This window comes from Paraprevotella sp. (genome assembly GCF_986071375.1).
In genome coordinates, this window is the sequence record NZ_CFQRNQ010000017.1 from 37,542 (window position 1) to 54,856 (window position 17,315).

The window sequence follows — 17,315 nt, forward strand, 5'->3', positions numbered from 1 at the left end:
GACCATGATGGACATGAAGTATAAAGTATATTGCGTTTCGGCCATGATGTTGTGTTGCATGGCCTCGGAAGCACAGGAAAAAGACACAGTCGGGGTTGGTGACAGTGTGAAGAATGAAAGTGTCAGCCGTGTACGGAAAAAGGTAAAGACACGTACCATACGGGGAAAAGTGTTGAGCGGTACGGATAAGAAGCCCAAAGGCGGAGCCATGGTCCGCACACACGGCATGGACGGCTACAGTACGTTGACGGAAGAAGACGGGACTTTTAAGCTCGAACTCCCCGTTTTTGCGGCCTCCATTGATGTCTCTTCTCCGGACGACCATTTGGTGGAAGTGGGACTGCGTTCCACGGAAGAGCAGCCGCTCATCTTTTTGTACCCTCAGAGCGTGGCACCGTTGTACGGCAAGAAAACCGATATCCTGAACATGCGTGTGGCTGACGGGGCTAACTATTCCCCGGCCCTGTCGGTGGAAGAAGACATACAGCGTGAGTTGGGGGCGAGCGTGCGCACGGTGATGCGCAACGGCACGCCCGGTGTCGGGGGCGTGATGATGATGAGCGGCCTGAATTCCATCAATGCCAATGCACAGCCGCTTATCGTGATAGACGGAGTGCCTTTGGACCAACAATATGGTAGGGAAATGCTTCACGATGGGTTCTACAATAACATCTTGACCAACATCAATCCGGCAGACATCGACCACGTGACGGTGTTGCGTAATGGGACGGCCCTTTACGGGGCCAAAGGTGCCAACGGGGTCATCCTTATAGATACCCGGCGGAGTAAAAGCATGGCTACCCGTATTACCGCCACATTGTCGGTTGGTGTCACTTTGGAACCCCGTTATTATGACATGATGAATGCGTCCCAATACCGGACGTATGCTAGCGAGCTGCTCAAGACCACCAACACGGCCATTCGCGATTTTAATTTTTTGGATGATTCCCCGAACAATTATTATGCGGAGAAATATAACAAGAACACCGATTGGAAAGACAAGGTCTACCGCACGGCTTTCTTGCAGAATTACGGCATCAATGTGGAAGGCGGAGATGAAGTGGCACAATACAACCTGTCATTGGGGTATACGGGAGCACAATCCACATTGGAACAGAATGACATGGACCGGCTGAACATCCGGTTCAATTCCGATATTGCGTTAGGTAATAAGCTAGACGTACGCTTCGATGCGGCATTTACCAACATCACCCGTGATTTGCGTGACGATGCCGCGCCCTCGAGTTATGAGGAAGGGACGCCCACGTCGCCGTCTTTCCTGGCGTATGCCAAGGCTCCGATGTTGAGCCCTTATACGTTTTCCAGAGGGGAAATCTATGAGAACCATTTGGACGTGACGGATGAAACTTATTTGGACGAGGCGTTGGCCGGATATAGCAATTATAACTGGAAGTTAGGTAACCCGTTGGCTATCCTTGAGTATGGCGAGGCGCAGAACAAAAACCATTTCGAGAACTCCATGCTGAGCCTTTCCATCAAGCCTAAGTTCAAGTTTAACGACCATCTTTCGCTCAGCGAGCATTTCAGCTATGTGCTGACGAACACGAACGAGAAGTATTATATCCCCTTGAACGGTGTACCCGACTACTATGTGTCGAGTCTCGGGGCTTTCAGGCAGAACGAGGCACGTTCGTTGTTCTCCAAGCAGAATGCCATCATGAGCGACACCCGTCTGGAGTGGAACCAACGGTATGCCGCGCATGCCATTGCCTTGCGCGGAGGCTTCCGCATGCAATGGGACAGCTACCAGTTGAATACCCAAGTGGGTTACAATACGGGAAACGACAAGACTCCGTTCATCTCTTCTTCTTTGCAGGATGCTGCAACCGGGGGGGCGAAGGACCAATGGAACTCTTTGGCCTACTATGCCCAGGCCGATTATGACTTTAAGGGCCGTTATTACTTGCAGGCCACGGTGACAGCCGAAAGTTCTTCCCGTTTCGGACGCGACACGGACCAGGGAGTGAAGATGTGCGGGGTGAAGTGGGGAATCTTCCCGGGTTTCCAAGCTTCTTGGGTTGTCACCAACGAGCCTTGGATGGCCGGATCAGGTTTCCTCAACTACCTTCGCCTATCGGCCGGAGTGGACGTGAGCGGCAATGACGATTTGCCTTACTACGCCACACGTTCGTATTTTGCCAGTTCGGACTATATGGGACAGGCTTCCGGGTTGGCGATTGCCGGTATCGGCAACGAGAAGATCCAGTGGGAGCGGACTCGCCGGGTCAATGTCGGTGTGGATGCCAACCTGTTGGATAATAGGTTGGGCGTGCGTTTCAATTATTTCCGCAGTGCCACCGACCATTTGCTGATGTGGCAGGAGATGTCCTTCCTGAGCGGTCTGGATAAGACCTGGGGCAACGGTGGCAAGTTGGAGAACCGTGGTTTCGACGTGGAAGCCACGGGAGTGGTATGGGCTTCACCGTCATGGCAATGGCAGGTCGGTGCCAGTGTGGGGCATTACAAGAACGAGGTCACCGCTTTGCCAGACGGCCAACAGTATATGGATACGGAAATACTCGGGGCTACGGTACGTACGGAGATAGGCCGCCCGGCCAATCTGTTCTATGGCTATAAGACAAAGGGTGTGTTTGCCACGAGCGCGGAAGCCCAGGCCGCAGGCTTGTACGTCCGTGATGCCAACGGGGTGGACCGGACGGCTTTCGAGGCAGGTGACGTGTACTTTGTGGACCTGGACGGTGACCATTTCGTCACGGAGGCCGATCGCACGGTGATAGGCGACCCCAATCCGGACATTTACGGTAACATCTTCACTACCGTGCAATACCGGCGTTTTCGTTTGGACGTGCGTTTCAACTATTCTCTAGGGAACGACATCTATAACTATATGCGCCAACAGCTCGAGTCTGGAAGCCGTTTCATGAACCAGACCACGGCGTTGGCACGGCGTTGGCAGGTGGAGGGGCAGCAGACAGACATACCCCGGCTCTCTTTCCAGGATCCGATGGGCAATAGCCGTTTCAGCGACCGTTGGATTGAAGACGGGAGTTATTTGCGGCTGAAGACCGTGACGTTGAGTTATGACTTGCCTATCTCTTCCACGTTCTTGCAGGGATTGCAGTTCTGGGTGCAGGCCAACAACGTGTTTACCTTGAGCCGTTATTTGGGGGCCGACCCCGAGGGTGCGGCTTTGTCTGCCGTCCTGGGGCAGGGCATAGATGCCGGAAGCGTGCCTCAGAGCCACAATTTCATGGTGGGTATCAAAATCAGTCTCTAATCTTAAAAGTATCATGACGATGAAAACAAATATATACAGGTTAATGGGTTGCGGCGTGATGGCCGCAGCCGTATCGTCCGTTTCCCTTACGGGATGCCAGGACTTCTTTGAGCAGGATTCAGACCACATTATCTTTGCCGACGGCGGCCACCTGAACAACCCGACGGATACGGTGTATTCCATGGTGGGAATCTTGCAGAAGATGCAGGCCCTTGCCGACCGTTCGGTCTTGTTGGGCGAGGTGCGTGGCGACTTGGTGGATGTCAACGAATACACTTCGGCGGACCTTCGCGATATCGCCTTGTTCGAGTTGGACGACAGTGCCAACGTGTACAACCAACCCCGCGACTATTATGCGGTCATCAATAACTGCAACTATTACATCGCACGTGCCGACACGGCCTTGAAAGACAACCGGAACGAAAAAGTCTTCATGCGTGAATACGCCGCAGCCAAGACCTTCCGTGCATGGACTTATTTGCAGTTGGTGTTGGCTTACGGCAAAGTGCCTTTCGTTACCGAACCCATCTTGCTGTCGGGCGATTTGGAGCGCGACTATCCGAAATTGGAAGTGAAGGACATCTGCGAATGGCTGATTTCCGACCTTGTCCCGGTGGCCGACGAGGACATCCCTTTGTTCAACGGGTTGAGCGTGGACAGCCGTTTGGCATACGTCCCGACCAAAATCATGTTGGGCGATTTGTGTTTGTGGGTGGGACGTTACCGTGAAGCCGCACAATGGTATTACCGTTATATCTCGATGCGCAACGGTGAGCAGTCTGCATACGCTTTGGGCACGAATGGTTCGTCTTGGAACCGGGATGAAAAGGATTATAAAAGTTGGAGCGACAGCTATAGTGGCATGCTTACGTCTGAAGGGTATGCCGCAGATGCGGAACTCATTTCGCTGATTGCTTGTCCAACGGGTATGGCGGAATTGAACTATAGCCAGTTGAGGAATATCTTCAATTCCACGAATGAGAATGCCTATCGGCCTGAGCTGTCGCCCTCTGTGGCTTTGACCGATTTGTCGGAGTCGCAGGTTTATTGCAACTACTCCACGGCCAACGAGGTGACCTATGCTCCGGAGGAACTTCCGGACGGTCGTGGCGACCTGCGGTTGCCAAGCATCGTGCAGGAAGGTTCGGTAAACTATGACAATGCTTGGCGGCCCTCACAGACCGTTTTAAAATATTCATCGGCCAACGTGCGCATTTATCGCCGTGCCATGGTATACCTGAGGATGGCCGAAGCCTTGAACCGTGCCGGTTATCCTCGTTTCGCATACGAGATTTTGGCTGATGGCGTGAATGATTCCATCGTGCGTGCCCGTATACTCCCTTATTGTCCCACGTTGGAAGACAGCGCTTTCGTGCAAGGTTTCAGTTTTCCCGAAAACCGCTATGTCGTAAGATGCTTGGACACCAAAGCTACGGACATCAATACCATGGGACTGCACTCGCGCGGTTCCGGTTGGACGGAGTTCAACGAGCATTACGCCTTCCCCGTGGCGCCCGAAGGGGTGGCCGACACGCTCCAGTACCAGATGGAAAAGGTAGAGGACATGTTGGTGGACGAAGGGGCTTTGGAATTGGCCTTCGAAGGGCAACGTTTCTACGACCTGATGCGGGTGGCCCTGCGGCGCAATGATCCCGCTTATCTAGCAGAAAAGATATATGCCCGGCGGGGAGAAGACCGGAGAGGGGAGATGCGTTCGCTCATCAAAGCGCAACTGGTCGACAAGCATTCATGGTATTTGAGTTGGAGGGGACAAATCGGATACTAAGATTGTCAAAGAGTAACCTGCAAGGCGGAAAAGGACTGTGTTGCCTTTTCCGCCTCGTTTTTGCCTTTAATGCGATTTTGTTTTGATTTTTCTTTCCGAAAAGTACTCTCGGGCAGCTCATTCAAGAGGTTGTGTTTCCAATCTCAGGAGAACGGAAAATCAATCTCCTGAGATTGATTTTTCAATCGGCTGCAAGTGATTTTTCAGTCTGCGGAGAAAAATAGTACATCTCTATAGCCTTTATAATTTGCTGATATGAAGTTGGTTGTGTGTACTTGTGATGGAGGTGTTTTGTTTCCAATGTTTCAGGTGGATTCTCTTTTGATGTACATGTTTTTGATATGGGATATCTTTATGTCGTATGTTGTTTTCATTGGCTCACAAAAGTGGGATAGGGGATGCAAGCAAACGAAAAAAGGAGCAGAACGCCATGTTCTGCTCCTCCTGTCATTTATAAGAGTTCATCGTTGGGTCATTTCACGATGGTTTTCTTTGTCACGGTCGTACCGTCTTCCATCGTCTGGCGCAGGATGTTCACGCCCTTCTGCAAGCGCGGTAACTTGATGCCGTCCACGCTGTAGATTTCTTCTGACTTCACTTTGCCCGTGGCGAGGGTTTCGTCGATAGATTCTCCGTTGTCGAGCGACACGCAGGTCAGGCGCACGTTGTCGAACTTACACCAACCGCAGTTGTTCCAACCTTCTGGAGCGGCCGTCCTCTTGTAGGTGTATTCCCAGTGTCCGTCGGTGCGTATGCCCAATTTCAAAGGTTCGTTGGCAGAGAGGTGCACTACGACTTCAAGGGTGTTAAGTGGACCTTTGTCCCCCATGTCGCCATTGTTCTTGCAATCTACTTCATCATATCCGCCGAACGTGCGTTCCACTTCGTAGGGATGCCCTTCCTCAAGTTGGTCGAGGTCGTATTCATCTTCCCAACCGTAATACATGGCTGCGTTGTTCACAAACAGGCGCTGTCCGGCCAGGCGGTAGTCGTCATTGTCGTTAGGTACGACCATGTCTACTGTTACTTTGTAGTAACCGGCAGGCAGGCCTTCTACGGTCTGGTACATATATACGTCGGGGAAGTCGCCGGACTGGAAGCAGAATCCATATTCTCCGTCCGTGCAATCCACATTCTTGTCGGGGCTTGTGAAATTGTTCAGCCCGGCAGCGTTCATGTCCTCAGCCTTCGTGCAGACGATGCTGTCTATCATGAAAGTCCAACCGAATGGCGCATTGTATACGGAGTTCACGCCTTCGCCCAATCCATATTGGTCTTCAAAGCTCGGGTTGACAAGGACATGCGTGAGGTCGTCGTTTGCCTTGATGCCCTTCTCTATTTTGGCGTTCCGGGCCAGTTCGAGGTATCGGGCGGCGATTTCGTCGATTTTCTCAGGGGTGAGTTCGTCGGATTCGTTCTGGTATCCGGCACTGTACGTGTCATAGAGGGCTTGAAGCTGTTGCCCTGATTCCGTGGCGGCTACACCTTCGTAGGCCAAGTCCTTGGCGGCCACTTCGTTGGCGTGTGCAAGGAGTTTGAACGATTCGATGCTTTCGTCTACGTTGCCGATAGCTTCGGTCAGAGTGGCGATTACGTCAATGTATTCGTCGAAGTCGGCTTCGGGGTCGTTTACGAGTTCCGTGCCACGGTTGTACGCCTCTGTCATTTGCTTTTTGATGGCTCCGTTCATCTTCTCGCCCAAATAAGGTTCTACCTTTTCCAACCATTGTTCGAGCAATGCGATGACTTTTTCCAAGTCCTTGCCCACGTAAGTCAGCGTGAAGTTGTCATAGCATCCCCACCTCTCGAATTGGTCACCGTAATTTCGTATGCCGAATGTCAGTTTACCGTCGATGACAAAAGCTTGTACGGTGTTCTTGAAATAGCCCTTGTCGAAGTATTGCCGGGCACCGCTTTCGGTATTCGGCATCATGACACCGGATTTCGTTCCCTGACGGATATCCCAGGACGCAGTGAATTCATCACCAGTGAAGGCATCTTGGAACGAATGTTTTATTTTTTGTTCGCCGTCATTCAGGAAGATGTATGAAGACACGGTGCTGATCAGGCTGTCTCCTTTGCCGATGGACCATAAGGAGTCCATTTTCTCGAAGTTCCAATCCGCACGTTGGAAAGCCTGCACGCTCAATTCGTATACACCGTTCGGCATGCCCAACAGCGTTTGGTTGATTTCACCCGTCTGCCCGCCTCCTATGGTAAGCAAGTCGTTGCTGAGGCCGAGTTTTTCGGCATCGAAGTCGGTGATAGTCCATCCGTTCACGCCGTCCGTAAACGATGGATTGGTGATGAATTCCGTCACGTTGGTTCCTTCACCGATGAGCGAGTGTTGGGCTGATTGGGTCAGTAAGTCCATTTTGGAGATAATCTCTCCCAACTCCTCTGTGGTGTAAGGATATTCAATCAGTATGGTTTCGATGTCGATTTCGGCCATGTAGTCACTCAAGGCCATGATGTCGTCATTCACTTCGCCTTCCAAGGTGTTCAATATGCTGTCGGCTACTTCGTAGGTACGTTGCAACGTGCCGTATGCCATACCGTTTTCTTCGGCTGCTTTGATGGCTTCGTTCAATTCTTCGGCCTTGCTGGTCATGTCTGCCACGTTGCCACCGTTAGCGATATAATTTTCAGCTTCGGCTATTACTTTGTCCAAACGGTCCCGATAGGTCTGGTTCATGCCGTTATTTACGGCTTTGGCCTTATCTACAATGACCTGTAGTTCGTCCTTGATGGCATCTTTGCCATAATAGGAAAGTTTGAGGTTGCCTAACACGAACCAGTTGGCAGTGGAGTTCTGCATTTCCACGCCGGTTTCCAGCTTTCCGTCTGTGACGAAGAATGTGATGGAGGTCGATGCGGCTCCCCAACGGCTTCCGGAGGAGAGGTTTACAGAACTGGTGCCCAAAGAAGTAATGGCATACAGGGTATTGCCGGTCACGGAATAGTCTTCGGGGTCTTTCCCGTCGGATTCGGGATTAGACGGATTCTGGTCTATGCAGATGTAATCCACCTTCAATTCATACTTGCCATTCGGCACATCAACCAGGCTTTGGTAAATCTTGGCATCCGTGAAGCCGGTATCGTCAAAGGCCCAACGCCCCAAGTTTGTGGTAGTGTTGTTCAAATTGTCGGCACTGTAGGTGAATGAATTTGCCGGTTCCTGTGTCCAACCCGGAATATCGCTGCTGCTGGCTACGAAGTTATCCTCGAATTTGTAGTTTTCAAGCAGGTCAGACAAGTCCACGGGCTTGTCGTAAGTGGCATGTTCGATTTCGTATTCGCGGATTTTGGTTTTCAGGTCTGTGGTGGCAGCTTCCAAATCTTCATTGGTGCTGGCAGCGTTATTATAGACATTCAGGGCTGACGTGATGTCAAGGCCATAATCCTGTGCCTTGGCCATGGCATCGCTGAGGGACTTTAGGTTGTAGAAATGAAGGTACTCCGTTTCGCCGACGAATTTCCATGCTAGCCCGTACGTGTCTTCGTACGCGTCGATTAAGGGATAAATGACATCAGTCCCGTCGTTTTTCCATCCCATCCACATGTCGGGGAAATAATCTTCGCCGTAGTTCTCGTCCGCTTTGTCTGGCCGGATGTAGTAAGTACCATCACCTTGTGGCTCGATGTTCCAATTCAGATGGGTACGGCCTGCTTCCCCTCCTGCTTTGGAAGTCTGGTTGTCCTCATAGTAGATGTAGGTGTAGGTTACTCCTTCATCAGCTGTTGTACCTAACAGATAGGTGTTGTTTGTACTAGAGGTGATGTACAAAGGCAACCCTGCATCCGTGACAACGGTTGTTTGGGTAGAGTTGGCATTAAGGAAACCGTTAGCCTTGACATTGTAGGCATACTGTGTTTCCCCTGTTTTCAGCTCCTGGCCGGTTATGGTCGGCGGAGTCCATGACGCGGCTGCCGCACCTATCGGGCTGAGCAGCGTAGCAAACAGCAACGTAACGTAATGCTTGTTTTTCATGTCGTTGAATAATTTAATATGTGAAACAATAAAAACTATGCCGTGATTGATTCTCAATCCGGACAAGGCAAAAGTATAAGTTTTGAATGCAAAAGCCTTCAATTTATGTCGCATGAATTTTGCTTGATGTCGCAAGGTTTGTCATAGAGGAGACAGATGCCGTTTTTCTATCTTACTATATAATACAAAAGACAATTGCATTTCCAATAAGACGAGTAGTGTTTTAGAAAGTTTTATATAATTTCGTATCGATTTTAAATATCATGAACACATGCGAGCAAGAAAAACATGGCACGTTTCGTTTGCCTTCTACTTTATTTTGTTGTGCTACATGGTTGTCGCTTCCGAGATAAAGGGACAAGAAGGGCGTTTGTTTACTTCTGATACACAGTTGTCAAGTAGTTTGGTGAACCAAGTATACCAAGATAAGAATGGTTTTATTTGGATAGCTACCCGGAATGGCTTTGACCGTTACGACGGCTCCCAGTTTCAAACCTTTCATAAGACGCGGAAGCCGGGTTCGATGCTTTCCGAGCATGTAACCTGCGTGTTGGAAGACGCAGCCGGACATTTGTTGGTTGGTATGGACAAAGGGTTACAGGCTTACGATGAGGACACTGGACGGTTTCGGACTATACCTTTTATAAATAAGGAAGACACCTTAAAGGCATGCCATGTCATGTCTATATTACAAGTACGCAATGGGGATGTATGGGTAAGCACTTCGGGATTCGGCATGTATGTGATTCCATCGGGTAAGGATGAGGCGCATTACACTTTGATGTTTGAAGGAGACAATAATGTGGAGGATATGGTGGAAGCGTCCGATGGTTCCGTTTGGTTGGCCGTGACGAATTACGGGATCTACTGCCGGAAAGATGGAAAAGTCAGCCGTTATCTTTGTGAGAAGGCATCTGTCTTGGGGCGTTGTTGCTTGGCTTTCGACAGTGAAGGACATCTTTTCATGGGATCGGCTTCCGAAGGATTATTTGTTTTCGACAATTCATCTGACGCTTTCTCGCCCGTAGCCGGAACAGGCCATTTGAATGTCTCTGTCCTTTGTCCGTTGTCGGACGGGAGGGTTATGTTGGGTACGGACGGAGAAGGGGCTATGGTTTATCGGTTTGGAGAACGTTCGCCGCAACCCTGTGATTACTTTCACGCACAAGTGAATTTGGAACACGCCAAGATAAGCAGTATATTGGAAGACCGCGACGGTAACATTTGGTTGGGGCTATTTCAGAAAGGGGTTTTCATGCAACCACATCAGGATAGCGGCTTCAGCTATGTGGGCTATAAGTCCGGGCGATATGATATCATAGGCTCAGCCTGTGTGATGTCCGTTTATGCTGGAAAGGATTGTACGTTATGGGTCGGTACGGATAACGATGGCCTTTACGCTTTGGACATGAAATCATATGCGGTTAGCCATTATTCCTCTGACACCGGAGGTCTGCCCGCCACAATCACCAGTATCGTGGAAGATAAGGATGGCAAGTTGTGGTTAGGCTCTTATTGGGGGGGAGCCGGATGGTTAGATAGACAAACGGGACAATTCAACCGTCTTCCGTTTACTTGTAGGGGAATGGCCGTGCATGTGTTCCGCCTGTTGGCTGATGCGGAAGATAATTTATGGATTGCCACTTTAGGTGACGGGCTGAAGAAATATAATTTGAAGACACATGAACTGACAGAGTACAAAGTACAGCCGGAGGCGTTTGAGCCGAAAGGCAATTCTTTGACGAACATGTGGGTCAACGATTTGTGCCTGTCTGAAGACGGACGGCGGCTTTATATTTGCATGAGCAGTGGATTGGCTTGCTTGGACTTGAAGCATGATGACTTTGTTTCCACGTTCGGACGTAATTGTATCCTGACGGAGCAGCCTGTGCATACGGTAGTTGAGGATTCGAAAGGCCAACTATGGGTGGGCACGCATGACGGGATTTTTGTATTGGACAGCCATGGGCGCATGAAACGGCACTACACTACCGATGACGGCTTGCCGGACAATTATATAGCTTCCATGCGGTTCGATATCCAAAATAATATATGGATAAGTACCTTCCACGGTTTGTCCATGTTGGATTTGAAGCGGGGTAGTTTTACCAATTATTATGCGAGTCACGGATTACAAGGAAATGAGTTTAGCGAACGGGCATCCTGCGGATGGGACAGCCTGATGGTTTTCGGTGGAAACTGCGGACTGACATTCTTCTCGCCCGAAACCGTGTGCCGTGCCGGTAAGCGTCCTTGCCTGCAGATAGTAGAAATGCGCATAGGAGATGAGGAAGTGAAGACAGATACAAAATCGGGATTCTTCAAGGTGACGAGTCGCCCCGTAATGGAATCCAACTTGTTTGAAGTGTGCCATGAGGACAATACTTTTTCCATACGTTTTTCAACGATGTCGTATAACATGCCGGATGGAGTGCAATATTTGTATTCCATAGACAACGAACCTTACGTGGCTATGGTTGGTTCGTCAGGTATACTGACTTTGAACCATTTGCCATCCGGGACTTATAAAATCCGAGTAAAGGCAATCGTTAATGGCCTGGAGTCTGATGTCAAGGCTTTTACCGTAATTGTCCGTTCTCCGTGGTACGCTAGCTTGCCGGCGTTTATCCTTTACTTTTTAATAGTGATTTTCCTTGTCATGAGATTCATTCACGGTCGTCGTTTACGGGAACAGGCTCGCTTGCGTTTGCAAGAACATATACATGCAGAGCAGTTGAACGAAATGAAGTTGCAATTCTTTATGAACCTCAATCATGAAATTCGTACTCCTATGACTCTGATTGTAGGGCCTTTGCAACATCTTATTAATACAGACTTCGATGAAATAAGGCAAAGGTCTTACCGTATGATGAACCGCAATGCAGAACGTATCTTAGCTCTTGTCAATCAAATTTTGGATTTGCGTAAAATAGATAAAGGACAGATGATGATGAAGATGCAACCTGTGAATCTGGTAGATTTTACACGAGATGTTTATGAACTCTTCGACAGTAAAGCACGCGAAAAAGAAATCCACTTTCATTTTGAATACGATGCAGATAACATAGAAGTATGGTTGGATAAAAAGAACTTTGATAAGGTAATCATGAATCTTTTGTCCAACGCATTTAAATTCACGCCTTCCAAAGGGAATATCGGTATCCGGTTGAAGCAAGGTGGACGTGAGGTGTCGATGGAAGTTTGGGACGATGGCTTGACGATAGAACCCGACAAGATGGATAAGGTTTTCCAACGCTTCTATCAGGCTGACAATACGGCCAATTACAATATTCCAGGAAGCGGGATAGGGTTGAACCTCACGAAGCAACTTGTCACTCTGCATCATGGTGAGATTTCGGTGTACAACAATGCGGACGGGAAAGGATGTACGTTTAAAGTCGCATTGCCTGTCGGCAGTGCCCATCTCAAACCCGAAGAGCTTTTGCAGACGCCCATAGAAGAAACGACGGAAGAATCAATTCTGAAAATAGAAGAAGCTTCTGCCGTAACCGAAGGAAATAAGGAGGAGAACAAAAACAAGCATCGCAAACGTATTGTTATCGCGGAAGATGATGATGAAATACGAAGTTATCTGGTGGAGGAGCTGAGAAAACATTATTACGTCGTGCCTTGTCACAATGGGAAGGAAGCATTGAGTGAAGTTTTACGGACTCCTCCGAGTTTGGTCTTGAGCGATGTGATGATGCCGGAAATGGATGGTTATACGCTTTGTGCCAAAATAAAGACCAACATTAATGTGAATTTTATACCAGTGGTATTGCTTACGGCTAAATCCCATGAAAAAGACAAAATAGAGGGATTGAGTACCGGTGCTGATTCTTATATTGAAAAGCCTTTTAATATCAAGGTGTTGGAATATACCATACGCAACTTGATAGCTTCGTATGATATTCTTCGTAACAAAGTAGAGGGTAAAGAAATGCCGGAAGAAAACATAGATGTGGTCGTATCCAAATCAGCCGATGACAAGCTCTTGGAGCGTGTATTGCAGATTATCAATGGGAATATCAGCAATCCTTACCTGAGTGTGGAACTTATTGCGCGGGAGGTGGGCATCAGCCGTGCGCACTTGCACCGTAAAATGAAAGAATTGACCAATCAAGGGCCACGAGACCTTGTGCGTAACATACGCCTTAAGAAGGCTGCAGGCCTATTGGCTTCGGGGCATCGTAATATTACTGAAGTTATGTATGCCTGTGGGTTTGAGAACGCCGCATCTTTCTCCATCAAGTTCAAAGCTTTGTATGGGATGTCTCCTATGGTTTACATGAAGGAACATTTAGCTAAGAAATGAGGAAATAGTCCTTTTTTATATATTTTGATACATGGCGTAAAATATCGGTAACACAGCCGTATGGTCGTGTCACCGATATTTTTCATCTTTGCAAAAGAGCACAATAGATTTTTTGTAAATGTGTAAATTGAAAAAGGAATGTAATTTAGAAATGAAAATCCTTAAATTAGATTAGTTATGCGAAGAATGAAAAACTTTATGTTTTCCGGACTGCTGTTGGCGGCAGTTTCGGTGAGCGCGGAAGTTCCTCCGTCCATTCATGTAGACGGGAAGAATTTGACAGACACCCATGGCAACAAAGTGGTGTTGCACGGCGTGATGGATACGCCAAGCCCTTATTTTAATAATTACCGTTGGGGGAATGCTGCCAACGATGCTACCAAAAAAGACTGCATCGAGTATTTCGACAAGCTCTTCACGGCTATTACGGATTCCACGCAGGGAGCCTATTGCAATGTGTTCCGGCTTCATTTGGATCCTTGTTGGACGAATGATCCTAACCTTCCCGTTACGGGAGAAGAAACCGGCGAGGCCAATATCTCGCAATTCAGTGAGAAACGGCTTCGCACGTATCTGTCCACGCTCTATTGGAAAATCATAGAAAAGGCATTGGACCGTGGGCTTTATGTAGTCGTGCGTCCTCCCGGCGTATGCCCCGGTGGCATCAAAGTAGACGGGTACTATCAGGACTACCTGCTGAAGGTGTGGGACATCGTTTCGAGCAATACCAACATCAAGAAACATAGCGGGCAGGTGTCCATTGAATTGGCCAACGAACCGGTGAACATTTACGATGCCGACAGTTTGGAAAGCGCACGCGCCCCGTATGATTTCTTCCAACCCATCGTGGACAAGATACGTGCCAACGGTTTCGACGGTATCATTTGGGTGCCCGGGACGGGATGGCAGAGCAATTATACTTGTTATAGGAGCAATCCCATCGAAGGCTATAATATAGGCTACGCTGTGCATGCCTACGTGGGATGGTATAATAACAGCGACGAGAATGCCAATGGGGAAACGTTCATCCAAGAGTTCGGAAAGGCGGTGCCGGTAGTAAATACGAACCCCGTCATTATCACCGAAGTCGATTGGAGTCCGGAAAAAGAAGGAGAAGGGCACTATGACGAGCACGGTAACTGGGTTCCAGCCAACTGGGGAACATGGGCCACTGGGTCTACTTCCAAATGGGGCAACGCTTATAAGGCCGTGCTCGACCATTACGGGAACATCAGCATGACACTTTCCGGAACGGCGTGCTACATCGACATCGATAAATATCTGGCAGATGGTACGGTGGCCCCGGCCTTTGAAGGTAACCCCGAAGCTTGCGGAAAGGCCACTTTCGACTGGTACGCCGATTATGCCAAGGTGGATTTCGCGCGTCCGGACTTTACAAACGTGTCTACCAACCAGACTACGGACGGCAGGAAGTTCATCAATCCCGTATTGGCTTCGGATTTCCCGGATCCGGACGTGGCACGCTTGGGCGACACCTATTATATGGTATCGACCACCATGCATCTCTTCCCCGGTGCCACGATTCTGAAATCATATGATTTGGTCAATTGGGAGTATTGCGCACAACCGTTGGAACAGCTTTCCACCGCAGACAAGTACAGCCTTATCGGCGGAAAGGACTCATACGCCCAAGGGATGTGGGCCGCAGCACTGACAGCTCACGAAGGCAAGCTTTATTTGCTTATCAATGGCAATGACGCAGGAGGTTACATGCTTTCTACCGACGACCCGGAAGGAGCATGGCAAATGCAGAAATTGGAACGGAGTTATTATGACCCGGGGCTGCTTTTTGAAGGTGATAAGGTGTATGTGGCCTGCGGCATCGGTAACATCGACATCTGTGAATTGGACAAGAATCTGAAATTCAAGAAGTCGACCACAGTACTGAGGGACAAGCCCGGATTGGAAGGCAGCCACCTTTATAAAATAGGGGATTATTATTACATCTATGCCACGTATGGCGGATGGCCGTCTGGGCAAGCCATATTCCGCTCCAAGGACATCACCGGACCGTATGAGGAGAAGATGCTCATAGAGAAGACCATCAACGGGCAGCCCAATACCGTACATCAAGGAGCGTTGGTAGAGACACCGACTGGAGAATGGTGGACGATGCTGATGGAGGACAAAGGTGCCATCGGGCGCTTGCCGAGCCTGCATCCTGTGGCATGGGCCGACGGTTGGCCTACGGTGGCCAAGGACGGGGTTCCCCAACTGGCTTATACCAAGCCAGATGTCGGGACGACTTATCAGGAAAAGATACTCCCTACCAATGACAATTTCCGGCAATATCCCCTTGGCATGCAGTGGCAGTGGAACCATAATCCCGACGATGGCAAGTGGAGCCTGTTCGAGCGTCCGGGATTCCTTCGCCTGTACACCGCGTCGGTGACCGACGACCTGATGCAGGCACGCAATACCCTGACGCAACGCATCTTCGCCTTCCACAACACGAAAAGCCCATATGGGTTGGATACGTCGCGTCCTTCCATTGGTACGGTCGCGCTGAACTTAAAGCACATGCAAGAAGGTGACATGGCCGGTCTGACCATACAACAAGACCCGTACGCTTATATCGCAGTCCACGTGAAAGACGGCAAGAAACAACTCATCTGGGGACAGGATACGTTGAGAACGGTAGACGGTTTCGAGCCGGCTGCGGTCACGGAAACCTCCGTGTCCATCGACACAGTGGTTTATCTGCGCGCGCAATTCGATTGCGGCACCGGCAAGGCACGGTTCTTCTATAGCACAGATAACAAGGAGTATGTGCAGTTGGGCAGTGAGACGACATTCCGATTTAACCTTTCCGTATTCGTCGGTGCCCGTTTCGGCATATTCAATTATGCCACGCAAGCGTTGGGCGGTTATGTGGACGTAGACTGGTTTACCACGGAAGAGCAGTTTGAGGAAAATACTTATTTCGACCCGGATTTTGAGGGCTATAGTGAAGATATGCTCACCATGCAGTCACTTTCCGTAAGGCCGGAAATGGAAGTAATGATTGGCCAAAGCGAGGTATTAGAGTTGATGGCTACCTTTAAGGACGGTCATACAGAAAATGTGGCGGCCAAAGCCAAGTATGAGGTTTCCGACCCGGAAGTGCTGTCGCTTTCGAGCGGTATGGTCGTGGGGAAGAAAGATGGACGGGTAGCGGTGAAAGCCACTTACACAGACCCGATGGGGAATACGCTGACGGCTTCGTTTACGGCCTCTTCCACGTTCTTCCCTTGGGCGGATGAATATATCAATAAGACGCTTTTCGGAGAGGGTACATACTTGGAGCAGACTCATGCCTTCTTTCCTGGTGTGAACGGACAAATGGGTTGGGTATACGAGAATGGTGCTGATATGAGCGGTTATAAGTATTTGGTATTCAAGTTGGACAAAGTACAGAAAGTCAATGCAGCCATTAACATTTATCCGCAGAACAGCATTTGGGGAAACTGTTATAGCAAACCTATCGGGGATGCCACGATGGTGGTCATACCGCTTCAGGAGATAGAATATACCAGTGGGGATGCCATCGGTGAACCCGTCAACACGGCCAATATCATGATTGTGGCTTTGTATGCGGGAAACGGTGGAGTCATAGATGTGTCTGATGCTTATCTGACCAACAATGACGATTATTCCCCCGAGGGCGTTTCAGTTGGTTCCATCCATATAAGGCCGACGGAAACGGATGGTCCGGTTTATAACCTGCAAGGCATGCGTGTGGACCGGATGACGAAAGGTGTATATATCCAAAACGGCAAGAAGATATTGGTGAAGTGATTGTTCCTGTCCAAGCGGGCAAAGGACGGCTTTCCTCGTGGAGGCCGTCCTTTTGATTGCATGAACGAAATAAAGTGTAAATATATATTAATCTTATAACAGCCTATCAATGAATCGGTTGTTAATATTTAGACTACGTGAAATCGTTTGGCGCAGATTGAAAAAT

At 49.2% G+C, this 17,315-nt stretch carries 5 protein-coding genes; 4 read left to right on the forward strand and 1 reads right to left on the reverse strand.

Going from position 1 to position 17,315, the window contains the following annotated elements:
• The first annotated feature begins 4 nt into the window (after positions 1 to 4).
• Both AC5RDV_RS09955 and AC5RDV_RS09960 read left to right on the forward strand, forming a co-directional pair.
• Complete coding sequence (locus AC5RDV_RS09955; protein WP_282747799.1) at positions 5 to 3,259, forward strand: SusC/RagA family TonB-linked outer membrane protein; 3,255 nt, start codon at positions 5 to 7, stop codon at positions 3,257 to 3,259.
• Positions 3,260 to 3,278: 19 nt separating this feature from the next.
• Positions 3,279 to 5,045, forward strand: coding sequence for a RagB/SusD family nutrient uptake outer membrane protein (locus AC5RDV_RS09960; protein ID WP_282747798.1), 1,767 nt, complete (start codon positions 3,279 to 3,281; stop codon positions 5,043 to 5,045).
• 472 nt (positions 5,046 to 5,517) lie between these two features.
• Here the strand turns inward: AC5RDV_RS09960 and AC5RDV_RS09965 are convergent, their stop codons facing one another.
• Positions 5,518 to 9,036 (reverse strand): hypothetical protein, encoded by a 3,519-nt coding sequence (locus AC5RDV_RS09965; protein ID WP_282747797.1) that lies wholly within the window; start codon positions 9,034 to 9,036, stop codon positions 5,518 to 5,520.
• Between the two features lie 271 nt (positions 9,037 to 9,307).
• Between AC5RDV_RS09965 and AC5RDV_RS09970 the strand changes: the two genes are divergently transcribed.
• Both AC5RDV_RS09970 and AC5RDV_RS09975 read left to right on the forward strand, forming a co-directional pair.
• The gene (locus AC5RDV_RS09970) at positions 9,308 to 13,351 is read left to right on the forward strand and encodes a hybrid sensor histidine kinase/response regulator transcription factor (RefSeq protein WP_282747796.1); all 4,044 of its coding nucleotides are present in this window, start codon (positions 9,308 to 9,310) and stop codon (positions 13,349 to 13,351) included.
• A 177-nt stretch (positions 13,352 to 13,528) separates the two neighbouring features.
• Entirely contained in the window at positions 13,529 to 17,149 is a 3,621-nt protein-coding gene (locus tag AC5RDV_RS09975; protein WP_282747795.1) for a family 43 glycosylhydrolase, read from the forward strand.
• Positions 17,150 to 17,315: the final 166 nt, after the last annotated feature.